The sequence below is a fragment of the Streptomyces sp. CA-294286 genome, from assembly GCF_050947155.1.
GTDB lineage: Bacteria > Actinomycetota > Actinomycetes > Streptomycetales > Streptomycetaceae > Streptomyces.
The window spans coordinates 4,447,094-4,468,229 of sequence record NZ_CP192005.1; the positions used below are offsets into that span (position 1 = coordinate 4,447,094).

Genomic DNA, 21,136 nt, shown 5'->3' on the forward strand with positions numbered 1-21,136 from the left:
AGGAAGCGGCGGCACGCATGACGATCGAGGCGGAAACGGGCACGGCTGCGGGGGTGGGCCGGGTCGCCCCGGACTTCGCGCTGAAGGACAACCACGGCCGCACCGTGCGCCTGTCCGACCTACGGGGCGAGCGGCACGTGGTGCTGGTCTTCTACCCCTTCGCCTTCACCGGGGTCTGCACCGAGGAGCTGCGGGCGCTGCGCGAGGCGTCGGAGACCTTCGTCAACGAGGACGTCCAGCTCCTCGCCGTCTCCTGCGACTCCCCGCACACCCTGCGCGTCTTCGCCGAGCAGGAGGACCTGGAGTACCCGCTGCTGTCCGACTTCTGGCCGCACGGCGACGTCGCACGGGCCTACGGCGTCTTCGACTCCGACAAGGGCTGCGCGGTGCGCGGCACGTTCGTCATCGACAAGGAGGGCGTCGTCCGCTGGGCGGTCGTCAACGCCCTGCCCGACGCCCGTGACCCCGACGCGTACGCCGGAGCCCTGGCCGCCCTGTGACCGGGCGGCGGCCCGCCGGCCGATCCGCCCGGAACCGGTAAGTCGGGACCTAAGTCCTGCCGGATCAGGGAACCGGTCACTAGGATCGAGACGTTGATCCGATACCAGCTGTAGTACGGGGCAGGGCCTCCCTGAGCCCCTCGACACCTTTGGAGGACTCGTGGGAGTCAGCCTCAGCAAGGGCGGGAACGTCTCGCTGTCCAAGGCCGCACCGAACCTGACGGCCGTCATCGTCGGCCTGGGCTGGGACGCGCGCACCACCACCGGCGGCGACTTCGACCTCGACGCCAGCGCGCTGCTCACCAACGACGCGGGCAAGGTCGCCAACGACTCGAACTTCGTCTTCTTCAACAACCTCAAGAGCCCCGACGGCTCCGTCGAGCACACCGGTGACAACCTCACCGGTGAGGGCGAGGGCGACGACGAGGTCATCAAGGTGAACCTGGCGGGCGTGCCCGCCGACGTCGCCAAGATCGTCTTCCCGGTCTCGATCTACGAGGCCGAGTCCCGCCAGCAGAGCTTCGGCCAGGTCCGCAACGCGTACATCCGCGTCGTGAACCAGGCGGACGGCAACGAGCTGGCCCGCTACGACCTCAGCGAGGACGCCTCGACCGAGACCGCCATGGTCTTCGGCGAGCTCTACCGCAACGGCGCGGAGTGGAAGTTCCGCGCCATCGGCCAGGGCTACGCCTCGGGCCTGCGGGGCATCGCCCAGGACTTCGGCGTCAACGTCTGAGCCAGGCGCTGCGCCTCCGCGTCAGCCACGCACCACCCGTCCGGCGCCGCACGTTCGTGCGGCGCCGGACGCGCCTATCCACAGCTTCACCGCGGGGAGGAAGAAAGAACATGGGCGTCACGCTCGCCAAGGGAGGCAACGTCTCCCTCTCGAAGGCCGCTCCGAACCTGACCCAGATCCTGGTCGGACTCGGCTGGGACGCACGTTCCACCACCGGGGCCGATTTCGACCTGGACGCCAGCGCACTGCTGTGCAAGGACGGCCGGGTGCTCGGCGACGAGTACTTCATCTTCTACAACAACCTCACCAGCCCGGAGGGCTCCGTCGAGCACACGGGCGACAACCTCACCGGCGAGGGCGACGGCGACGACGAGTCGCTGCTCATCGACCTCTCCAAGGTCCCGATGACCGTCGACAGGATCATCTTTCCGGTCTCGATTCATGACGCGGACAACCGCGGGCAGACGTTCGGCCAGGTCAGCAACGCCTTCATCCGTGTGGTGAATCAGGCGGACGGCAACGAGCTGGCCCGCTACGACCTCAGTGAGGACGCCTCCAGCGAGACCGCGATGATCTTCGGCGAGGTCTACCGGTACGGCGGGGAATGGAAGTTCCGTGCCGTGGGGCAGGGGTATGCGTCGGGCCTGCGGGGCATCGCTCTAGACTTCGGGGTCAACGTTTCGTAAAGCCCGCTACAAGACGATGGGGTAGTAAGTGGTCCTGAAAACCTTCGGCTGGTCGTTCGCAGTCACTGCGCTCGGCCTCGCCTTCGCCGCCTGGCAGTGGGGGTGGGAGGCGTTCGGGATCGTATTGATCCTGTCCATCCTCGAAATCTCCCTGTCGTTCGACAACGCGGTCGTCAACGCCGGAATCCTCAAGAAGATGAACGCCTTCTGGCAGAAGATCTTCCTGACCATCGGCATCCTGATCGCCGTGTTCGGCATGCGGCTGGTGTTCCCCGTCGTCATCGTGGCCATCAGCGCCTCGGTCGGACCGATCGAAGCCGTCGAGCTGGCCATGGACCAGCCGGAGCGGTACGAGGCCCTGGTCACCGACGCGCACGCGTCGATCGCCGCCTTCGGTGGCATGTTCCTCCTGATGATCTTCCTCGACTTCATCTTCGAGGACCGTGACATCAAGTGGCTCGCCTGGCTGGAGCGTCCCCTCGCCAAGCTCGGCAAGGTCGACATGCTGTCGGTGTGCGTCGCGCTCATCGTGCTGCTCGGCACCTCCCTCACGTTCGCCACCCAGGCGCACACCAGCACCGGGCACGCGGACAAGACGTCCACCGTGCTGCTCGCCGGAGTGGCGGGTCTGATCACGTACCTGATCGTCGGCGGCCTCTCGGGCCACTTCGAGAACAAGCTGGAGGAGGACGAGGAGCGCGAGCACGAGCTGGAGGAGAAGGCCAAGAAGCAGGGCAAGCCGGTCTCCGCGGTCGGCCTGGCCGGCAAGGCGGCGTTCTTCCTGTTCCTGTACCTCGAAGTCCTCGACGCCTCGTTCTCGTTCGACGGAGTCATCGGCGCCTTCGCCATCACGAACCACATCTTCTGGATGGCGCTCGGCCTCGGCATCGGCGCGATGTACGTGCGTTCGCTGACGATCTACCTGGTCCGCGAGGGCACCCTCGACGACTACGTGTACCTGGAGCACGGTGCGCACTACGCGATCGGCGCCCTGGCGGCGATCCTGCTCATCACCATCCAGCACGAGATCCACGAGATCATCACCGGCTCCGTCGGCATCCTCCTGATCGCCGCGTCCTTCCTGACCTCGGTCCGCCGCAACAAGCGGATCGCGGCCGAGGAGGCCGCGGGCGGATCGAGTCTTGAGAAGCGGGACGAAGTCCCCTCGGGGGTGTGACGGACGGGAGTTTGAGGAACGCTCTTCCACGGGGCGGTCGCACGGGCCCGAGGGCCCGTGCGACCGCCCCGTCGGGGTGTCGAGGGGCATGGGGACACAGGGGTGGGGGTGGGTCGGATGACCTTCTGGGACAGGCTCAGGCAGGGTGTGCTGGGCGGCTTGCAGCCGAGGTCCGCGCAGTTCGACTCGGGCAGCGCCGCGACCAACTCCATCGAGCTGACCAAACGCCATCCGGCGGTCTCGCTCAGCAAGCAGGGCGCCGACACCGGCAGCCTGCGGGTCAACCTCTCCTGGCGGATGCGCACCTCCGACATAGGCGGCCGGCAGAAGCACTCCGGCAGCCTGCTGGGCCGCCCCTTCAAGTTCTTCCAGCCCGAAACCGTCCAGGCGCACACCCAGGGCGTCGTCAACGTCGACCTGGACCTCGGCTGCCTCTACGAGCTGCGGGACGGCACCAAGGGCGTCGTACAGCCCCTCGGCGGCTTCTTCGGCGACATGAACGGGCCGCCGTACGTCAAGCTCAGCGGCGACGACCGGTTCGGCGCCCCCTCCGGCGAGACCGTCTTCATCAACCTCGACCACCGCGAACAGATCAAGCGGCTCCTGGTCTTCGTGTACATCTACGACCAGACCCCGGCCTTCGACCGGACCCAGGCCGTCGTCACGCTCTATCCCAGCAACGGGCCGCGCATCGAGATCCCGCTCGACGAACGCGCCCCGCAGGCCCGCTCCTGCGCGGTCTTCACCATCGAGAACGGCAAGGACGGGCTGACCGTGCGGCGCGAGGTCAAATTCGTCTACGGGTTCCAGGCCGAGCTGGACCGTCTGTACGGCTGGGGCCTCCAGTGGGGCCGCGGCTACAAGACGAAGGCCTGACCCGCGCCGACCTGACCCGCACCGGCCCGAACCGCGCCCGACCCGGGCGCAGGCCGTCCCGGCGGCACGCGACCCGGCCCCCGGGCGGTCCGGCCGGAGGCCCCAGCGCCACCGGGCGTCAGCCGCAGCGACGTCGCGGGAGCCGGGTCAGCCGCGGATGAACTGGGGGCCCATCGGGGGCAGCCGGAAGTTCGGGTCCGGGGCGTGGGCCGCCGCGGCGGCGGGCTGCGGGTAGCCGTACGCGGGCTGGGTCGACGCGGACTGCGGGTACCCGTAGGCGGGCGGGGACTGCGGCTGGGGCGGCGCCGGGTGCGGATAGCCGTAGGCCGGCCGGGCGGGGGAGGAGGTCGGGGGCGCGGCCTGGGTGACGGGCTCCCCGGCGGGGCTCGGGGCGGACGGGGAACCCGCCCCCTCGGCGGGCTCGGGACGGGCGGCGTCGGCGCCCTCCGCCGCCTCGCTCTCGTCCACCGAGACGCCGAACTGGGTGGCCAGGCCGATCAGCCCGGTCGGATACCCCTGCCCCACCGCCCGGAACTTCCAGCCCTCGCCGCGCCGGTAGACCTCGCCGCAGATCACGGCCGTCTCCTCGCCCGTCTCCGGCTTCACGTCGAAAACGGCGAGCGGCTCGGCCCCGGCGACGGTCGCGTCGTACAGCAGGATCCGCAGGTCCCGCACGTGCTCGAAGGTGGCGCCCTCGAAGGACTCCACGTCGAGCGAGGCCGCCACCACCACCCGGTCGACGGAGGCGTCGAGCGCCAGCGACGACAGATCGGCCACGACGGTGTCGGTGTTGCCCTCGGGAATGCGCTTCTTGGACAGCTTGCGCACCAGGCCGGAGGGGTGGCGGACGTGGTTGTAGAAGACGAAGTCCTCGTCGGCGCGCACCCGCCCGTCCGACCCGACCAGCAGGGCGGAGGCGTCCACGTCGGGGATGCCGGGGCCGGGGGTCCACCGGAGCACGGCCCGTACGGCCGAGGCGTCGAGGGGTACGTTCGCGCCCTTCAGCATCGCGTGCGTCATGCCGGTCATCCTGCCTCCCCGAGGCGTGCGGGGACAACGTGGGGGGCGTGTCCCGTACCGTCGGGGGCAGGGGTGGATGCGGGGCCGGACGCCGCGGATCACCTGGAGTTCACGCGTCAGGGGAACTACGGACACGTGGCCCTACGTACTATTACCGGCCACATGTTCACAGTCCACGCGCCAGCACAGGGGTACTCACATGCGTCATTTCGGGCATATTCCTGCCTCGGTGCGGAAGGATCTCTTCCATGTGGAGCCGCTCGTCTTTGACGCGGACTCCCCGGCACGCACCCTCGCGGTCGCACTCGGCGCCACTCTGTACAGCCCCGCGACCCGGCCCTCACTCGCCGCCGACGTGCTCAAGCAGGTTGGGCGCGGCGTGGTCTCCATGGTGCTCTGCCTGGAGGATTCGATCGACGACACGGAGGTCGAGGGCGCCGAGGAGAACCTGGTGCGCCAGCTCACCGAGCTGGCGGCGTGCGGTCGCGAGACGCCGCTGCTGTTCGTCCGCGTGCGCGAACCGGAACAGATGCCGGACCTGGTGCACCGGCTCGGCGACGCCGCCCGCCTGTTGTCCGGATTCGTACTTCCGAAGTTCACCGAGGAACGCGGCACCGCGTTCCTGGAGGCGCTGACGGCGGCCGAGGAGGCGGATGGCAGACGGCTGTTCGCGATGCCCGTCCTGGAGTCCCCGGAACTCCTGCACCTGGAGACCCGGGCGGAGACCCTGCGCGGCATCGCCCGCACCGTCGACAAGTACCGCGACCGGGTGCTCGCCCTGCGCCTGGGCGTCACCGACTTCTGCTCGGCGTACGGACTGCGCCGGGCGCCCGACATGACGGCGTACGACGTCCAGATCGTCGCCTCGGTCATCGGGGACGTGGTGAACGTGCTCGGCCGCTCCGACGGCACCGGCTTCACCATCACCGGACCGGTGTGGGAGTACTTCCGCGCCCAGGAGCGCATGTTCAAACCGCAGCTGCGCCGCAGCCCCTTCATGGAGGGGCAGGCCGAGGAACTGCGCACCGCGCTCATCGCGCACGACATGGACGGACTGCTGCGCGAGATCGCCCTCGACCGGGCCAACGGACTGCTCGGCAAGACCTGCATCCACCCCTCGCACGTACTGCCCGTGCACGCGCTGTCCGTGGTGAGCCACGAGGAGTACAGCGACGCCCGCGACATCCTGCGGCCGGACCGGGGCGGGGGCGGGGTGCTGCGGTCGGCGTACACCAACAAGATGAACGAGGTGAAGCCGCACCGGACGTGGGCGGAGCGCACCCTGCTGCGCGCCGAGACGTTCGGTGTGGCGCGCGAGGACGTCGGCTTCGTGGAACTCCTGACCGCGGGTCTCTCCGGACTCGCGGACTGACGCGGCACCCCGCCGACGTGATGACGGACCGGCCGATGAAACAGAGAAGAGAGAACAACGACGTGGTGTGGTCCGGTAGTTGGGTAGCGGAACGACTCGGTGTGGAGCTGGTGGAGGGTGACGCCGACGGTGCCACCGGCGGAGTCCTGGGCGGCGGCGAGTCCCTGACCGACCTGCTGGGCCTGGCGCTGCGGCGCAACCCCAGGCGGGCGCACCTCCTCGTCTCGAACGTGCTCGGCAAGCACGTCCCGCAGAAGCCCTCGCTGGTGTACGGGGCCGGGTTCGCGCTCGGGCGCAGGGTGCGCGAGCTGCTGGGGGAGCGGGACGCCGCACGGGCGGTCGTCCTCGGGTACGCCGAGACCGCGACGGGGCTGGGTCACTGCGTGGCCGACGGCCTCGCGGCGGCGCCCTACCTCCACTCCACCCGACGGCCGGTCCGGGACGTCCCGGCCGCGGGCGGGTTCGAGGAGTCCCACTCGCACGCCACCTCGCACCTGCTCCTGCCGGAGGACCCGGCACTGCTCGCCTCGGACGGGCCGCTGGTTCTCGTCGACGACGAGTTCTCCACGGGGAACACCGTCCTCAACACCATCCGCGACCTGCACGCCCGCCATCCGCGCGAACGGTACGTCGTCGTCGCCCTCGTCGACATGCGCTCCCCGCAGGACCACGACCGGCTCGCCGCCTTCGCCGACGCGATCGGCGCCCGCGTCGACCTCGTCGCCAGGGCGTCCGGCACGGTGCGACTGCCGCGGGACGTCCTGGAGAAGGGCCGGCAGCTGGTCGAGGACGAGGAGAGGCGACAGCGCGGCGCCGCCCCGGCCGCCGGGTCCGGGGCCGGGGCCGGGGACGACGTGACCGGGCCCGGGGCCGGGGACGACGGGGCCGGGGCCGCCGAGGTCGTCCGTCTGGACCTCGGCTGGCCCGCCGGGCTCCCCGACGGCGGCCGGCACGGCTTCACCCCCGCGCACCGGACCGTGCTGGAGGACGCGCTGCCCGCCATGACCGACCGGATCGTCGCCGAGCTGGGCGAGCTGCCCGAGAACGCGCGCGTACTGGTCCTCGGCTGCGAGGAGTTGATGTACGCACCGCTGCGCCTCGCCCAGGAGCTGGAGAACCGCACCGGGGCCGACGTCCGGTACTCCACCACGACCCGCTCGCCGGTGCTCCCCGTCGACGATCCGGGATACGCGATCCGCACCCGACTGGTCTTTCCCGCGCACGACGACCCCGCCGACGGGCCCGGCGAGCGGTACGCCTACAACGTCGCCCGCGGCACGTCCGGAGAGGGCTTCGACGCCGTGCTGGTCGTCGTCGACTCCGTGGCCGACACGCCTTCGCTGCACGCCCCCGACGGCCTGCCGGCCCGCCTCGCCGCGCACACCGGCCGTGTCCTGCTCGCCGTCCTGCCCAGCTACACCCCCGCGCCCGCTCCCTCCTCCCCGCCCGCTCCCTCGTCCCCGCTCTCCTCGTCGGCCCTGGAGCCCTCCGTGCCCGAACACCTCCCCGCGCCGCTCCCCGAGCCGCTCCGGGGCCCCGGCTTCTCCTCCTACGCGCCCGACGACGTCGGCTGGCTCCTCCAGGACCTCTCGGACGTGACCCTGGAAGCGCCTACGGAGGAGCGGGAGGAGGCGATCCAGGCGGGCGGCGCCCACTACGCGGAGTCGCTGCCGGTCGAGTACCAGCCGACGCCCGCGTACCAGGAGCTGTTCCGCACGGCGCTGGACGAGTCGGCGGCCCGGATCGCGCAGGCGGTCGGCGTCGTCACCGAGACCGTCCTCGCCGAGCGGTCCCCGCGCCCGGTCCTGGTCTCCCTCGCCCGCGCGGGCACCCCCGTCGGCGTCCTGATGCGTCGCTGGGCGCAGTACCGGCACGGCCTGGGCCTGCCGCACTACGCGGTGTCCATCGTCCGGGGCCGCGGCATCGACGCCAACGCGCTGCGCTGGCTGGCGGCCCACCACGATCCGGCCGACGTCGTCTTCGTCGACGGCTGGACCGGCAAGGGCGCCATCACCCGCGAACTCGCCGACGCCGTCGCCGCGTTCCACCGGGCCGAAGGCATGGACCCGCTCCGCGGCTTCGACCCGGAGATCGCCGTCCTCGCCGACCCGGGGTCGTGCGTGCGCACCTACGGCACCCGGGAGGACTTCCTCATCCCCTCCGCCTGCCTCAACTCCACCGTCTCCGGCCTGATCTCGCGCACCGTGCTGCGCGCCGACCTGGTCGGCCCGCACGACTTCCACGGCGGGAAGTTCTACCGCGACCTCGCAGGCGACGACGTCTCCGCCCTCTTCCTCGACGCGGTCGCCGCCCGCTTCGACGAGGTGTCCGAAGCCGTCGACACCGAAGCCAAGGCACTGCAGGACCAGGACCGCACCCCCACCTGGGACGGCTGGGCCGCCGTGGAACGCATCAGCGAGGAGTACGGCATCCATGACGTCAACCTCGTCAAGCCCGGGGTGGGCGAGACGACCCGCGTCCTGCTGCGCCGCGTCCCCTGGAAGATCCTCGCCCGCCGCGGCGCCGACGCCGACCTCCGCCACGTACAGCTCCTCGCCGAACAGCGCGGCGTCCCCGTCGAGGAGGTCGACGACCTGCCGTACACCTGTGTCGGCCTGATCCACCCCCGCTTCACCAGGGGCGCCACCGGCGCCGACGGCAAGGCGGTCGGCACCAAGTGACCCACACGAACCGAGTGGACCAAGTGAACAGCTCCGCATCCCCCTTCGCCGAGCCGACCGGCCCCCTGGCCACTCCCCGCGACCGCACGCCCCCGGCCCCCGCGACCGCTCGGCGGCCCGCCGACGCCCCCCGGACCGTGCCGGTGCCCGTCCCCGTCGGCCCCGTTCTCGTCGCCAGCGACCTCGACCGCACCCTGATCTATTCCTCCGCCGCGCTCGGCCTGCGCATGCCCGACGCCGAGGCCCCGCGCCTGCTGTGCGTGGAGGTGTACGACTCGAAGCCGCTCTCGTACGTCACCGAGAGCGCCGCCGAGCTGCTCGTCCAACTCGCTTCGGCAACCCCCGGCACCCTCTTCGTCCCCACCACGACCCGCACCCGCGAGCAGTACCACCGCATCCACCTGCCCGGCCCGGCGCCGGAGTTCGCGATCTGCGCCAACGGCGGGCACCTCCTCGTCGACGGGGTCTCCGATCCGGACTGGCGGCGACAGGTGGCCCGTCGGCTCGCCGACGAGTGCGTTCCCCTGGCCGAGATCCGCGCCCACCTGGCCCGCAGTGCCGACCCCGCCTGGCTGCTTAAGGACAGGGTCGCCGAGGACCTCTTCGCCTATCTCGTCGTCGAACGGGCCCTGCTCCCGGACGGCTGGGTGAAGGAACTCGCCGCCTGGGCCGCGCCACGCGGCTGGAACGTCTCCCTCCAGGGCCGCAAGATCTACGTCGTGCCCGACCCGCTCACCAAGAGCGCGGCCGTCCGCGAGGTCGCCCGCCGCACCGGGGCCGCGTTCACTCTCGCCGCCGGTGACTCCCTCCTCGACGCGGACCTCCTGCTCGCCGCCGACCGGGGCTGGCGCCCCGGCCACGGCGAACTCGCCGACTCCGGCTGGAGCGCCCCGCAGGTCACCGCCCTCGCCGAGAACGGGATCGCGGCGGGGGAGGAGATCCTGCGGCAGTTCATCCGTGCGTCCGCCCGGACCCGGGACACGACTGCCGTCGCTTCCTCTTCGTCTTGACGACGCGGGCGGCCACGAAGCCCGCCACGGCGAGCACCGCCACGGCCAGCACCACCTTGGAGTACACCGAGACGTAGCCCGAGACCTCCGCCCAGTTGTCCCCCAGCAGATATCCGGCCATCACGAACACGGTGTTCCACACCGCGCTGCCCAGCGTGGTGAGCCCCAGGAACACCGGCAGCGGCATGCGCTCGATGCCCGCCGGCACGGAGATGAAGCTGCGGAAGAGCGGAATCATCCGCCCGAAGAGCACCGCCTTCGTGCCGTGCTTGGCGAACCACGCCTCGGTCCGTTCGATGTCGGAGACCTTCACCAGCGGGATCCTCCCCGCTATCGCCACCGTCCTGTCGCGCCCCAGCAGGGCACCCACTCCGTACAGCGCGAGCGCCCCGATCACCGAACCCGCCGTCGTCCACAACAGGGCGGCCCACAGGCTCATTTGTCCCGTTCCCGCCGAGAAGCCGGCCAGCGGCAGGATCACTTCGCTCGGCAGCGGCGGGAAGAGGTTCTCCAGGGCGATGGCAAGACCGGCGCCGGGAGCACCCATGGTGTCCATGAGGCTGTTGATCCACTGGGGTGCGCTGCTCGCGCTGGTTTCGATCATGCGTTCCACGCTAGAGGCCCGTCCCTGAACGCACACTGAAGAAGGCCGCCGCGCGGGGGTGCTCGTCCGCTCCCGGACGAGCAACACGCCCACGCCGTCCGCAACAAGCCCGTTCCCGGGCGAAGTCAGTGGATACAGTCGCCGGGTTCAGGCCGTACTCAGGTACGAGGCCGTACTCAGGCAGGTGGGGAGCAGCGCATGAGCAAGGGCAACACCACGAAGATGACCGACGAGCTGTACGCCTACGTCCTCGCGCACAATCCGCCGGTGGACGCGGTGCAGCGGGAGCTGATCAGGACGACCTGGGAGCGCTTCCCGGACTCCGCGATGATGCAGTCCGCCGAGGAACAGGGGCCGTTGCTCGCCTTCCTGGTGCGGCTGACCGGTGCGCGTCACGTCGTCGAGGTCGGGACCTTCACCGGTTTCTCGGCCCTGGCGATGGCGCAGGCGCTGCCGCAGGACGGCAGGCTGATCGCCTGCGACGTGTCCCAGGAGTGGACGGCGTACGGCCGCGAGGCGTGGGCCGCGGCGGGGGTCGCGGACCGGATCGAGCTGCGCATCGCACCCGCCCTGGACACCCTGCGGGCGATGCCGGAGGAGCCGCACATCGACCTCGCCTACCTCGACGCCGACAAGGGCAACTACCTCGCGTACTGGGAGGAGTTGGTGCCCCGGTTGCGGCAGGGCGGGATGATCGTCAGCGACAACGTGCTGTACGGCGGTGCGGTCGTCGACCCGGCCGCGACCGGGGACGGGGCGGCCATCAAGGAGTTCAACGCGCACGTGGCGGCGGACAGGCGGACGGAGAGCGTGATGCTGCCGGTGTCGGACGGCATCACGCTCTCGCGCAAACGGTGAACGGACGGCCTCACGCTTCCGCCGCGATCCGCCTCACGCCCTCACGCTCTCGCGCGCACAGGGAGACGGATCCGCAGCGGGCGCAGGAGGGGGGTCAGCCGCAGCCACCGCCGCCGCAGCAACCGCCCCCGCCCGAGGGCGCCGGGCCCGCGGCGGCGGCGGTCCCGCCGACGGCCACGGCGGACAGCAGCTTGACCGTGTCCTCGTGCCCCTCCGGGCAGGCGGCCGGGGCGGACGACTCGGCCATGGGACGGGACACTTCGAAGGTGGTGCCGCAGGAGCGGCAGCGGTACTCGTATCGGGGCATGGGAACAGGCTAAGGGCAGCGGCGGCCCGCCGGGAGCGGTCCCTCGGTCAGGCCCCCGCGCCCCGCTCCTCGCGGATCTCCGACACGACACGGGACACCGTGCGACGCACCGCCTCCGTCTCGGTGAGGAAGTGCCAGTAGTCGGGGTGGCGTCCCTCCAGGGCGGCGGTGGCGCGCTCCAGGCGGGCCACCGCGTCGTCCAGCGGCCGGGCGTGCCGGGGGTCGGGGGTGTTGCGTCCCGCCATCGCGAGGCGCTGGGCGTCGCGGATCGCGAAACGGGTGCGCTGTATCTCCTGCTGCGGGTCCTTGGCGACCGCGTCGAGGCGCTGGAGACGGTCGCCCGCCGCGGAGACGGCCTCGTCCGTGCCGTTGAGGAGGGCCCGGACGGTACTGAGGAGCGACGTGGCGTCCGGCCAGCGCTGTTCGGCGCGGGCCTGTGCGGCTTCCTTGAGGCGTTCCTCCGCCAGGCGCACATTGTCCGCGGCCTGGTCCGGGACCTGCTGGAGGTCCTGCCAGCAGGCGGCGGTGAACCGCCGCCGCAGTTCGCTCAGCACCGGATCGACCTTGCCGGCCCGGGTGGTCAGGGCCTGCGCCCGGGTACGGAGCGACACCAGACGCTTGTCGATCTCCGCCGCCCGCTCGGGCAGCCGTACCGCCTCGGCCCGTACCGCCTCCGCGTCCCGCTGTACGTGCTCGGCGCGCGCCAGGGTCTCCGGCACGCCGTGCTGGCCCGCGCCCTGGTTCAGCTTGGTCAGCTCGGGGGCGAGCGCCGCGAGCCGGGCGGCGAGGTCGTCCGCGCGCAGGCCGGCCGCCCGTACGGCGTCCAGCGCGTTGCTCGCGGCGAGCAGGCCCTGCCGGGCCCGCTCCACCGCCGGGGCGAGCCGCGCGAGCTGCGTCTCCGCCTTGTCGAGCAGCGGCCCGAGCCCCTGCTGGAAGCGGTCGAGCTCGCCCTTGACCCGTACCAGCTCGTCCTTGGCCTTGCCCAGCTCGGTTCTGGCGTGCGACGCCTCGCCCGCGTCGAGGTCGTCGCGCTCCAGGTCGTGGGTGTCGACGGCGGTGATGTAGGCGTGGCTGGCCTCGTCGATGCGCTGCCCGAGTGCGGCGAACTGCTGCGCCGTGCGCTGCGCGCCGGCGGAGCTGTCGACCGCGGAGATCGTCTCGATGGAGATCCGCAGGTCGCGCTGTGCCGTGTCCAGCTCGTAGAAGGCCGCCGCCGCGGCGTCCTTCGCCGCCTGCGCGTCGGCCCGCGCGCTCTCGTTGCGCCCGCCGAACCACCGCCGGGTGCCTCCGCCCGTGAAGGCGAGCGGTGCGGCGGAGACGGTGAGCGCGAGGAGCGGAAGCGGCAGGAGCGCGAGCGTCAGCGCGTCGCGGAGGGCCCCTCTGCTCCGAAGGGCGCGTGTCTCCCGGCGGGAGCCCGGCTCCCGTCGCCCCGGACGGGATTCAGGTTCCGGGCGACGCTCGGCCCGACGGCGTACTCGCTGCGTGTGCGGCTGCGCGTGGATCGCCGTCACATCCCTCTCCCGTGCTGTGTTCGCCTGTCCGACCCGGCTGATTCATTCTCCCACCAGGTAATGACGAACACACGGGCCGGTTAGTTCGCGCTTTGCACAGTGACTTCGCCGTTGTCGCTGCGGGCCTTGACCACGTGGGTGCTGCTGTCGGCCTTCGGGACGTCCACCCGCACGTCGCCGTTGTCGCTCGACGCGTCGACCTTGTACGGCGACTTCGGCAGGGTGAGGTGGACGGCCCCGTTGTCGCTGACACCCTCCACCAGGTCCGGGACGGCGGTGAAGCCCAGTTCGATCCGCCCGTTGTCGGACTTGGCGGTCACCGACTTCCCGGAGAGTCCCTCGCCCTCGATCTTGCCGTTGTCGCTCTCCAGACGCAGGTCGCCGCTCATGTCCTTCAGGATCACGGCCCCGTTGTCGGACCTGATCCGCATGTCGGTGTCGAACCCGCTGGCGTGCACGCTGCCGTTGTCGTCGTTCACGGTCACCGCGACGCCGCGCGGCACCTTCAGGCTGTGCCGGGCGGTGCAGTCCTGCGAGAGGCCCTCGCAGTTGACCGTCAGGGTGAGCTTGTCGCCCTTCATCTCCCAGACCGGGTCGGGTCCGCTGCCCAGGAACACCCACCCGTCGACCTGTCGCTCGACCTGTACGTCCTTGACGTCGGCGGGTACGAGTTCCAGGCGGGAGTCGTCCGTGACGACGGTCAGGGTTTTGCCGCTCAGCGGGAACGACTTCCTGTCCACCGGGGCCTGGGAGGCATCCGCGCTGCTGCAGCCGGTGGCGACGACGGCGAGGAGGGCGGCGCCGCCGACGGCGAGGAAGGCGCGGGTCTTCTTGACGGCCATGGTGATCGTTCCCCCTGTTGGTGTGCGTCCTGTAGGCCTCCACGATAGGAACGGGGACGGTGTGCGTACGATCCGGCGGCCCACCGCATCGGAGGTGGGGGTAACCCCCCGGTACCCCGCCGCGGGCTTCCGGCCGGCCGCTCGCAGCGGCTCCGGCCTCCCGCCCGAGCTCATCGCACCCTCCCCGGACCGCCCCGGGATCGGATTGCGAAGCAGCCCACCTGGCCATGTACGCTGTTGCCTCATGCCGGGCGCGTAGCTCAGGGGTAGAGCGCCGCCCTTACAAGGCGGATGTCGGCGGTTCGAAACCGTCCGCGCCCACCGGAAGAACCCTTGAAGGCCCTGGCCGAGCGTCTACTCGCTCGGCCAGGGCCTTCGGCGTGCGCGCCGACTCCTGCGGCGCTCCGGGCGGAGGGGCGGGCGCTCGCGGAACGCGGTTCCGGCTGTGCGGGGGCCGTTGTCAGTGCGGCTGGCTACCGTTGTCCGTATGTGCCGCAGCATCAGGACGCTCAGACCGCCCGCCATTCCCGAAGAGGCCACGGAGGAGGAGATCGCCGCCGCAGCGCTCCAGTACGTACGGAAGATCTCCGGGTTCCGCGCGCCCGCCGCGCACAACCAGGAGGTGTTCGATCAGGCCGTGAGGGAGGTGGCCGAGGCGTCGGCGAGGCTGCTGGCGGGCCTGGAGGTGCGGGGGCGGCGGACCACGTAGGCCGCGACGGCTCCCGCGACGAACAGGGCCAGCACGGACAGGCCGGTGCTCAGCCAGCTCGATCCCAGCCACTGGCCGCCGAAGTAGCCGAGCCCCACGCTGTAGACAGCCCAGGCGACTCCCGCCAGCGCCGACCACGGGACGAACTCCTTCGCCCGGCGGTGCGCCGCGCCCGCGCCCAGTGAGACCACGGAGCGGCCGGCCGGTGCGAAGCGGGCGATGACGACCAGGATGCCGCCGCCTCTGCTGAGCGCGGTGCCCAGTCGTTCCTGCGCGCTGGTCAGCCGACGGGAGCGCGCGATGGCCCGGTCCAGACGTGCCCCGCCGCGCCAGGCCAGCCGGTAGGCCGCCACGTCACCGAGCAGGGAGGCGGTCGCCGCGCACAGGGCGAGCAGGAGCAGGTCGGGCAGGTCCTGCGCGAAGGAGTCCGGGACGGCCGCGTTGGTCGCGCCCGCCGCCGCGGCGGTGGACGCGGTGATCACCAGTACGCCGCTCGGCAGGATCGGCAGGAACACGTCCAGCACGATCGAGACGCCGATGACCGCGTATATCCATGGTCCTGCGGTCAGCGCCCCAAGGCTCTCCAGCACTGCGAACTCCCCGGTGGGTCAGGATCAACGCCGCGACGTCGCGAGGGGAGCGGCAGGGGCGGCTTAACAGCGGTCCAGCCTACGCCTGACGTGACGTCCGGTTGCCCGTGGGGCGGCTGATGTCGGGGAGATCACGTCGTGGGGTGTGGCCGCCTTCGCCCGGGGGCGGGCCCCGCCGGGTGGGCGTTCACCCGACTGCCGCATCGGAGGCGACGGCGGTACGGGGTGCGCGGAGTGTGATCCGGGGGAGGGACGCGCGACGCCGCGCAGGCACAGGGCGCGGGGACGGCCCGCATCCGGCAGGCGGGGACGGCCCGGAAATCAGGGGGTTCACCCCGGAGGAGTCACCATGGCAGGTCGGAATCCGTGGCAGAAGCGGGTGCGGACGGGGCCGTTGCGTCCGGTGGCGCTGGCGACCGCCGCGCTGCTCGCCGGGACCTTGGTCACGGCCGGACCCGCATCCGCGGGGGACCTCGTGGGCGGTCGTGGCGGCGACGGCACGGGGCTCACGGTCGGGGGACGTTTCGCCCCCGCTTCGGCCGGCCGCACGCCCGCGGCCGTGACGTACGAGCCGCGGCTGGTTCCGGTCGGAGGCTGGATACGGATCCAGCAGAAGGTCGACCGCAGGGGGACGACAGTCGCCGTGCGGGTGAAGGGCCTCGCGCCGGGGCACGCGTTCGGGATGCACGTGCACGAGAAGCCGTGCGGCGCCGACCCGGAGGCCGCGGGCAAGCACTACCAGCACGTGAAGGACCCCCGGCAGGTGAACGCCCACAACGAGGTCTGGCTCGACTTCACCACCGACCGGTCCGGCAGCGCCGAGGCGAGCGCCCATCACGCCTGGGGCCTGCCGGCGGGCGCCGCGGGCTCGGTGGTCCTGCACCGCGAGCAGGGCGGCGCGGGCGAGCGCGTCGGCTGCTTCACGGTGCCGTTCGGCCGGTTCCGGACGGGCGTCGGGTGAGCCGTCGGCACCGCGCGTGAGGCAGCGGCGTGAGGTGCCGTGGGAGGGGCGTGCGGGAGGTGCCGCGCGTGAGGTACCAGGCGTGAGGCAGTGCGCGGGAGGGGCGTGCGGACCGTCGAGCGGGATCGGTCCGCACGCGTGCCACCGCGGCCCGTGGCGAGGCCGTACGGGCTCAGGCGGCCGCCGCCGGGGTGCGCGGCTCCTCCTGGGATGCGGCCGGCCGCGTACGGCGGGACGTCAGGAGGCGGTCCACCGCGACCGCGCCGGGTCCGGTGAAGATCAGCAGCAGGAACGACCAGCAGAACATCGCGGACGCTTCGCCGCCGTTCTCCAGCGGCCACAGTGCCTCCGGCTGGTGCATCACGAAGTACGCGTACGCCATGGAGCCGGAGGAGATCAAGGCCGCCGTCCTGGTGAACAGGCCGAGGGCCACCAGCGTGCCGCCGACCAGTTGGATCACCGCTGCGTACCATCCCGGCCAGGATCCGGCGGGCACCGTGCCGCCGGTGCCGCCCGCACCGCCCAGCACCCCGAAGAGCGAGGCGGCGCCGTGGCAGGCGAAGAGCAGACCGGTGACGAAGCGGAAGAGGGCCAGCGCGTACGGCCCGGCCTCCGTCAGCCGTGCGGAGAGGCCGGACGACGCTGGGGGGCCGGAGGGGGAGGCGGGCGTGGAGGGGGCAGTCATGGGTGTGGGGACTCCTCGGTGGAGGCCTGGGGAGGGCCTGGTGGGTACGCAGCTCGAAGGGACGTGCGTTGCCAGGAGGTTAGGTAAGCCTCACTGTGCTTGCAAGTTCAACTTTCTGGTCATGGCCGAATTTCACTCCCAAGTGGCGCTTCTCTTACGGTAGTTGCCCTCTTTGTGTCATTCCTGTGTCAGATCTGTGGTCATGACGGTGGTGAGGCGGGCCTTGCCGCTGCCCTGCTGTCCGCCGCGCAGCCGCTGTGCCTGGTCCAGTCGCAGCCGTGCCGCGCGTCCGCGCATCGTCAGGGTCATCAGCTGGTTCCCGAACCACGGCCCGCCCGTCCGTCGCCACCGCAGCAGCGGCTCGCCCAGCCGGCCGTGCCGGGCCAGCCGTCGCCCCAGCCGCCTGCCGGTCGCGCTCCAGCCGAAGCGGAATCCGAGTTTGATCGAGGACGGGATGCCGTTGTGCACCGGTGAGCAGGTCAGCTGGAGGACCCTCGCGGTGGCCGGTGTCGCGTCGGCCGGCCACTCGGTGGGCTCGGCGACGTACGCGTGGTGGACGTCGCCCGACAGCACGCACACCGTGGCCGGGGCGTTCGGACCGCTGCCCACCTCCGCGATCAGCCGGGCCATGCGCGCGAACGACTCGGGGAAGGCCGCCCAGTGCTCCAGGTCCGAGCGCCTGCGCAGGTCCTCGGCGAACCTGGCCCAGCGCGGGCCCCGCAGCCCTGCCGCGAGCGCGGCGTTCCACGCCTCCGCGTCGTGGATCAGCGGCGGCAGCAGCCAGGGCAGCGAAGTGCCGATCAGCAGGTGGTCGCAGCGCCGCGAGTCGTCCAGCACCTGGTCGGCGAGCCAGCGCGCCTCGTCCTCGTCGAGCATCGCCCGCGACCCCTCCTCCAGCACGCGTGCGGCCCGGGTGTCCACCATGAGTAGCCGTACGGATCCGAAGTCGCGCCGGTAGCTCCAGCGCACGGAGACGGGGTCCTGGTCGGCCCGGTCAGCGAACTCGCGCAGGATCTCCGTCCCGTCCGCGGCGGCGCGCACCTGCGCGTACAGCTCGTCCGCGGCCAGGTCCTCGGGAGAGAGGTTGCCCAGGTGCTGGTAGACCCAGTACGACATCAGGCCGCTGAGAATGCGCTCGCGCCACCACGGGGTGGCCCGCATGTCGGCGACCCAGGCGGCGCTGGTGTTCCAGTCGTCGATGACGTCGTGGTCGTCGAAGATCATGCAGGTGGGAACGGTGGACAGCAGCCAGCGGACGCCCGGGTCGAGCCAGGACTCGTAGTAGAGGCGGGTGTACTCCTCGTAGTCCGCGACCTCCACGCCCGGCGGCTCGCGCAGGTCGCGTCGGGCGGCCAGCCAGCGGCGGGTGGCCTTGGAGATCTCGTCCGCGTACACCTGGTCGCCCAGCAGGAGCAGGGCGTCCGGCCGCTCGCCGTCGGGGTCGCGGGCGATGCGCGCCGAGAGCGTGTCCAGCGCGTCCGGGCCCGCCGGGTCCTTCGAGTCCTCGGCGGGGGCCGCCCACCGGCACGAACCGAACGTGAGCACCGCCGAGTCCGCACCGGGGAGCGGCGTGTCGATGGTGCTCGGCGGGAAACCGGAATCCGGCGGCGGCCACACCGTGTCGGCACCGAGCCGCACCTCGTACGGCGTCGACGTGCCAGGTCGCAGCCCGGTGACCACGATCAGCGCGTAGTGGTGCCCGGCCACCTGGAACGTCTCCGCGCTGCCCCCGCCGCCGCCCTCGCAGACGACCTCGGCGGTGCAGGGCCGTTCCGTCTCTACCCAGACGGTCGCGGTGTCACCGTTCTCCCAGTCGACGTACCGCAGTACTGGTCCCAGCCGCAGCCCGGTCATGTGCCCTCCTCCGTCGTCCCCCGTGCGGGGCCACGGCCCCGTAGGGTACGGAACGACAGGGGTGGGCGGGGGAGTTCCGCGCGTCAACTTCCCATTGACTTCGATCCCGCGGCCGCGCCGGCCGCGCGTGCCCCACCGGCTCCCGGCGGGGCCGCTCCGTGGGGTCGTGCGGGGTGTCGTGCGGCTCAGCAGTTCTTGAGGGCGCCTTGCAGGGCGGTCTTCTCGGCCTGGTCGACCGACAGCTTCCAGTGGTGCTTCACGTGCACCCACATCCGGACGTACGTGCAGGTGTACGCGGTCCGCGGCGGCAGCCACCTGGCCGGGTCCTTGTCGCCCTTCGCCTGGTTCACGTTGTCGGTGACGGCGATGAGCTGCGGGCGGGCCAGGTCGTTGGCGAAGGCCTGGCGGTCGGCGGTCGTCCAGTTCCTCGCGCCCGAGCGCCACGCCTCGGCGAGCGGGACCATGTGGTCGATGTCCACGTCGGAGGCCGCGGTCCAGGTGGCGCCGTCGAACTCGGAGTACCAACTGCCGCTCACCGCAGCGCACTTGGAGTCCTGCTGGACGTTCCTGCCGTCACGCTTGAGGACGACCTCGCGGGTGTTGCAGGCGCCGGACTGGGTGCTCCAGTGCGGGAACTTCTCCCGGCTGTATCCGTCCGATGTGCCTTCCGCCTGCACGGTCAGGGCGGCGAGGTAGGTGCGCGCGGCGCTCGCGTCGACGGGCGGGGGCGGCGCGGCCACCGCGCTGGAAGACGTGGCGAGCAGGCCGACGGCGGCGAGGGTGGTGGCTCCGGCGGCGACGGCGGCGCGACGCGCGTAGAAACTCGCGGTGCGGGCGAAGGCGTGGCGTGACATACGAACTCCCGTGTTGTGGGGGGAAGTTGAGCCGCGCGTCCCATCAACTCCCGCACGGCACGGCCATCGTGGCGGCGCCGGGTTTCCGGGAGGCGTGCGCCAGGTAACAGAGTGACGTCATGGGCACGTCATATCAAGGTGTTCACGGGGTTCCGACGATTCATCACGGGACGCCCACAAAGGAGAGTTGAGCCCCGGGGGAGGGTAAGGAGATGGGAGCGAGGCAAGGGGGTGGGCTGCTCGGGGTGGCGCGGTGATCGCCCCGGCGGTTTCCCGCCTGCTGCCGTCGAGAACCCCCCTGCTCGCCCCGGTCGCTGTGCTCGCCCCGGCCGCCGTGCTCGCCGTGCTGCTCGCTCTGGCTGCTCTGCTCACCGTGGTGGCCGTGGTGGCCGTACTCGTCGTGGTGGCCGTGGTCGCCGTGGTCGCCGTGGTGGCCGTGGTCGCCGCGATGGCCCTGTCGGCGCGGACGTCCCGTACCCTGGGACGCGCAGAAGGGGAGTAGCTCTTCGCCGGACCGTCGACATACTGCTGAGTTCGCTCAGCCGGCGCCCGGAGGCCCGCGCCGACACCACCGTGTCAGCGCGTCGGCCAGCGAGACCTTCGGCCGCAGTGTTTGTTGTATTCGACGACGCTGCCGTGCCGAAGCGACCCCGGAAACAGGCGGTTCTCTCGGTGCGGACAGCCCGACCGATTGAGGAAGCCGCCGCCCGTGTTCAGCTTCACCGTCATGGCCATCACCTTCGGGACCGTGTTCCTGGCCGAACTCCCCGACAAGACCGCCCTCGCCGGGCTGATGCTCGGCACCCGCTACCGCGCGAGCTACGTCTTCGCGGGCGTCGCCGCCGCCTTCCTCGTGCACGTCTGCATCGCCATCGCGGCGGGCAGCGTCCTGACCCTGCTGCCCCAGTGGATCGTGCAGACCGTGGTGGGCCTCCTGTTCCTGGCGGGAGCCATGGTGCTCCTGTTCAAGAAGGACGACGGCGAGGAAGAGATCAAGCCGCCGCAGGACCAGTCCTTCTGGAAGGTCTCCGGCGCGGGATTCATGCTCATCCTGGTCGCGGAGTTCGGCGACCTCACGCAGATCATGACGGCCACGCTGGCCGCACGCTACGAGAACCCGGTCTCCGTCGGCATCGGCGCGGTCCTCGCGCTGTGGGCGGTGGCGGGGCTCGGCATCGTGGGCGGGCAGGCGCTGATGAAGCGGGTGCCGCTGCGGCTGATCACCAAGGTGGCCGCCTGCCTGATGCTGGCACTGGCGGCCTTCAGTCTGTACGAGGCGGTCTCGGGCTGAGGCCGGGCCGCG

At 71.6% G+C, this 21,136-nt stretch carries 22 protein-coding genes and 1 tRNA gene; 14 read left to right on the forward strand and 9 right to left on the reverse strand.

Annotation, left to right across the window (positions count from 1 at the left end):
* The first annotated feature begins 17 nt into the window (after nt 1-17).
* The 5 genes from ACQPZG_RS24355 to ACQPZG_RS24375 all read left to right on the forward strand — a co-directional run bounded on the left by ACQPZG_RS24355 (nt 18) and on the right by ACQPZG_RS24375 (nt 3,975).
* Nucleotides 18-500, forward strand: a complete 483-nt coding sequence (locus ACQPZG_RS24355) for a peroxiredoxin (RefSeq protein ID WP_433547849.1) — start codon at nt 18-20, stop codon at nt 498-500.
* A 160-nt stretch (nt 501-660) separates the two neighbouring features.
* Nucleotides 661-1,236, forward strand: coding sequence for a TerD family protein (locus ACQPZG_RS24360; RefSeq protein ID WP_185026139.1), 576 nt, complete (start codon nt 661-663; stop codon nt 1,234-1,236).
* A 110-nt stretch (nt 1,237-1,346) separates the two neighbouring features.
* On the forward strand, nt 1,347-1,922 hold the full coding sequence (locus tag ACQPZG_RS24365; RefSeq protein ID WP_433547850.1) for a TerD family protein: 576 nt from the start codon (nt 1,347-1,349) through the stop codon (nt 1,920-1,922).
* A gap of 28 nt (nt 1,923-1,950) precedes the next feature.
* Nucleotides 1,951-3,099, forward strand: coding sequence for a DUF475 domain-containing protein (locus ACQPZG_RS24370; RefSeq protein ID WP_433547851.1), 1,149 nt, complete (start codon nt 1,951-1,953; stop codon nt 3,097-3,099).
* 117 nt (nt 3,100-3,216) lie between these two features.
* Complete coding sequence (locus tag ACQPZG_RS24375) at nt 3,217-3,975, forward strand: TerD family protein (protein ID WP_433547852.1); 759 nt, start codon at nt 3,217-3,219, stop codon at nt 3,973-3,975.
* Between the two features lie 147 nt (nt 3,976-4,122).
* Here the strand turns inward: ACQPZG_RS24375 and ACQPZG_RS24380 are convergent, their stop codons facing one another.
* A complete protein-coding gene (locus tag ACQPZG_RS24380; RefSeq protein ID WP_433549527.1) occupies nt 4,123-4,995 on the reverse strand; it encodes a TerD family protein in 873 nt (290 codons plus the stop codon).
* A 199-nt stretch (nt 4,996-5,194) separates the two neighbouring features.
* On the opposite strand from ACQPZG_RS24380, the gene ACQPZG_RS24385 reads away from it, so the two are divergent.
* The 3 genes from ACQPZG_RS24385 to ACQPZG_RS24395 all read left to right on the forward strand — a co-directional run bounded on the left by ACQPZG_RS24385 (nt 5,195) and on the right by ACQPZG_RS24395 (nt 10,058).
* Nucleotides 5,195-6,367 carry an HpcH/HpaI aldolase/citrate lyase family protein gene (locus ACQPZG_RS24385; protein WP_433547853.1) on the forward strand — a complete coding sequence of 391 codons (1,173 nt, stop codon included), beginning with the start codon at nt 5,195-5,197 and terminating at the stop codon, nt 6,365-6,367.
* 35 nt (nt 6,368-6,402) lie between these two features.
* A complete protein-coding gene (locus tag ACQPZG_RS24390) occupies nt 6,403-9,048 on the forward strand; it encodes a phosphoribosyltransferase (RefSeq protein WP_433547854.1) in 2,646 nt (881 codons plus the stop codon).
* Nucleotides 9,049-9,191: 143 nt separating this feature from the next.
* Nucleotides 9,192-10,058: an HAD family hydrolase gene (locus ACQPZG_RS24395; RefSeq protein ID WP_433549528.1), complete on the forward strand. Its 867-nt coding sequence runs from the start codon at nt 9,192-9,194 to the stop codon at nt 10,056-10,058.
* On the opposite strand, the gene ACQPZG_RS24400 is transcribed toward ACQPZG_RS24395, so the two are convergent.
* Nucleotides 10,000-10,662: a DedA family protein gene (locus tag ACQPZG_RS24400; protein WP_433547855.1), complete on the reverse strand. Its 663-nt coding sequence runs from the start codon at nt 10,660-10,662 to the stop codon at nt 10,000-10,002. The two genes, ACQPZG_RS24395 and ACQPZG_RS24400, sit on opposite strands and share 59 nt — an antisense overlap.
* A 198-nt stretch (nt 10,663-10,860) precedes the next feature.
* Here ACQPZG_RS24400 and ACQPZG_RS24405 point away from each other — a divergent pair, with 198 nt between their 5' ends.
* Entirely contained in the window at nt 10,861-11,520 is a 660-nt protein-coding gene (locus ACQPZG_RS24405; RefSeq protein ID WP_433547856.1) for an O-methyltransferase, read from the forward strand.
* Between the two features lie 94 nt (nt 11,521-11,614).
* Here ACQPZG_RS24405 and ACQPZG_RS24410 read toward each other — a convergent pair whose 3' ends face one another.
* The 3 genes from ACQPZG_RS24410 to ACQPZG_RS24420 form a co-directional block, all read right to left on the reverse strand.
* On the reverse strand, nt 11,615-11,827 hold the full coding sequence (locus ACQPZG_RS24410) for an FmdB family zinc ribbon protein (protein ID WP_433547857.1): 213 nt from the start codon (nt 11,825-11,827) through the stop codon (nt 11,615-11,617).
* 47 nt (nt 11,828-11,874) lie between these two features.
* A complete protein-coding gene (locus tag ACQPZG_RS24415) occupies nt 11,875-13,338 on the reverse strand; it encodes a hypothetical protein (protein ID WP_433547858.1) in 1,464 nt (487 codons plus the stop codon).
* Between the two features lie 80 nt (nt 13,339-13,418).
* The gene (locus tag ACQPZG_RS24420; RefSeq protein ID WP_433547859.1) at nt 13,419-14,180 is read right to left on the reverse strand and encodes a DUF4097 family beta strand repeat-containing protein; all 762 of its coding nucleotides are present in this window, start codon (nt 14,178-14,180) and stop codon (nt 13,419-13,421) included.
* 249 nt (nt 14,181-14,429) lie between these two features.
* On the opposite strand from ACQPZG_RS24420, the gene ACQPZG_RS24425 reads away from it, so the two are divergent.
* Nucleotides 14,430-14,501, forward strand: a tRNA-Val gene (locus ACQPZG_RS24425).
* 166 nt (nt 14,502-14,667) lie between these two features.
* Nucleotides 14,668-14,889: a DUF2277 family protein gene (locus ACQPZG_RS24430; RefSeq protein WP_433547860.1), complete on the forward strand. Its 222-nt coding sequence runs from the start codon at nt 14,668-14,670 to the stop codon at nt 14,887-14,889.
* On the opposite strand, the gene ACQPZG_RS24435 is transcribed toward ACQPZG_RS24430, so the two are convergent.
* Nucleotides 14,811-15,479, reverse strand: a complete 669-nt coding sequence (locus tag ACQPZG_RS24435; RefSeq protein WP_433547861.1) for a DedA family protein — start codon at nt 15,477-15,479, stop codon at nt 14,811-14,813. The genes ACQPZG_RS24430 and ACQPZG_RS24435 overlap by 79 nt on opposite strands.
* A 349-nt stretch (nt 15,480-15,828) precedes the next feature.
* On the opposite strand from ACQPZG_RS24435, the gene ACQPZG_RS24440 reads away from it, so the two are divergent.
* Complete coding sequence (locus tag ACQPZG_RS24440) at nt 15,829-16,440, forward strand: superoxide dismutase family protein (protein WP_433547862.1); 612 nt, start codon at nt 15,829-15,831, stop codon at nt 16,438-16,440.
* Nucleotides 16,441-16,612: 172 nt separating this feature from the next.
* Here the strand turns inward: ACQPZG_RS24440 and ACQPZG_RS24445 are convergent, their stop codons facing one another.
* From ACQPZG_RS24445 to ACQPZG_RS24455, 3 genes are all read right to left on the reverse strand, one after another.
* A complete protein-coding gene (locus ACQPZG_RS24445; protein ID WP_433547863.1) occupies nt 16,613-17,125 on the reverse strand; it encodes a DoxX family protein in 513 nt (170 codons plus the stop codon).
* Nucleotides 17,126-17,302: 177 nt separating this feature from the next.
* A complete protein-coding gene (locus ACQPZG_RS24450; RefSeq protein WP_433547864.1) occupies nt 17,303-18,979 on the reverse strand; it encodes an alkaline phosphatase D family protein in 1,677 nt (558 codons plus the stop codon).
* 185 nt (nt 18,980-19,164) lie between these two features.
* A complete protein-coding gene (locus ACQPZG_RS24455; protein WP_433547865.1) occupies nt 19,165-19,833 on the reverse strand; it encodes an HNH endonuclease family protein in 669 nt (222 codons plus the stop codon).
* A gap of 253 nt (nt 19,834-20,086) precedes the next feature.
* On the opposite strand from ACQPZG_RS24455, the gene ACQPZG_RS24460 reads away from it, so the two are divergent.
* Nucleotides 20,087-20,335 (forward strand): hypothetical protein, encoded by a 249-nt coding sequence (locus ACQPZG_RS24460; protein ID WP_433547866.1) that lies wholly within the window; start codon nt 20,087-20,089, stop codon nt 20,333-20,335.
* 207 nt (nt 20,336-20,542) lie between these two features.
* The gene (locus ACQPZG_RS24465; protein ID WP_433547867.1) at nt 20,543-21,124 is read left to right on the forward strand and encodes a TMEM165/GDT1 family protein; all 582 of its coding nucleotides are present in this window, start codon (nt 20,543-20,545) and stop codon (nt 21,122-21,124) included.
* The last annotated feature ends 12 nt before the right edge of the window (nt 21,125-21,136 follow it).

Coding starts and splice junctions, on each gene's coding strand:
- ACQPZG_RS24355 (WP_433547849.1), top strand. CDS start 18: ATGACGATCGAGGCGGAAACGGGCACGGCTGCGGGGGTGGGCCGGGTC.
- ACQPZG_RS24365 (WP_433547850.1), top strand. CDS start 1,347: ATGGGCGTCACGCTCGCCAAGGGAGGCAACGTCTCCCTCTCGAAGGCC.
- ACQPZG_RS24375 (WP_433547852.1), top strand. CDS start 3,217: ATGACCTTCTGGGACAGGCTCAGGCAGGGTGTGCTGGGCGGCTTGCAG.
- ACQPZG_RS24380 (WP_433549527.1), bottom strand. CDS start 4,995: ATGACGCACGCGATGCTGAAGGGCGCGAACGTACCCCTCGACGCCTCG.
- ACQPZG_RS24385 (WP_433547853.1), top strand. CDS start 5,195: ATGCGTCATTTCGGGCATATTCCTGCCTCGGTGCGGAAGGATCTCTTC.
- ACQPZG_RS24390 (WP_433547854.1), top strand. CDS start 6,403: ATGAAACAGAGAAGAGAGAACAACGACGTGGTGTGGTCCGGTAGTTGG.
- ACQPZG_RS24400 (WP_433547855.1), bottom strand. CDS start 10,662: ATGATCGAAACCAGCGCGAGCAGCGCACCCCAGTGGATCAACAGCCTC.
- ACQPZG_RS24405 (WP_433547856.1), top strand. CDS start 10,861: ATGAGCAAGGGCAACACCACGAAGATGACCGACGAGCTGTACGCCTAC.
- ACQPZG_RS24410 (WP_433547857.1), bottom strand. CDS start 11,827: ATGCCCCGATACGAGTACCGCTGCCGCTCCTGCGGCACCACCTTCGAA.
- ACQPZG_RS24420 (WP_433547859.1), bottom strand. CDS start 14,180: ATGGCCGTCAAGAAGACCCGCGCCTTCCTCGCCGTCGGCGGCGCCGCC.
- ACQPZG_RS24430 (WP_433547860.1), top strand. CDS start 14,668: ATGTGCCGCAGCATCAGGACGCTCAGACCGCCCGCCATTCCCGAAGAG.
- ACQPZG_RS24440 (WP_433547862.1), top strand. CDS start 15,829: ATGGCAGGTCGGAATCCGTGGCAGAAGCGGGTGCGGACGGGGCCGTTG.
- ACQPZG_RS24445 (WP_433547863.1), bottom strand. CDS start 17,125: ATGACTGCCCCCTCCACGCCCGCCTCCCCCTCCGGCCCCCCAGCGTCG.
- ACQPZG_RS24450 (WP_433547864.1), bottom strand. CDS start 18,979: ATGACCGGGCTGCGGCTGGGACCAGTACTGCGGTACGTCGACTGGGAG.
- ACQPZG_RS24455 (WP_433547865.1), bottom strand. CDS start 19,833: ATGTCACGCCACGCCTTCGCCCGCACCGCGAGTTTCTACGCGCGTCGC.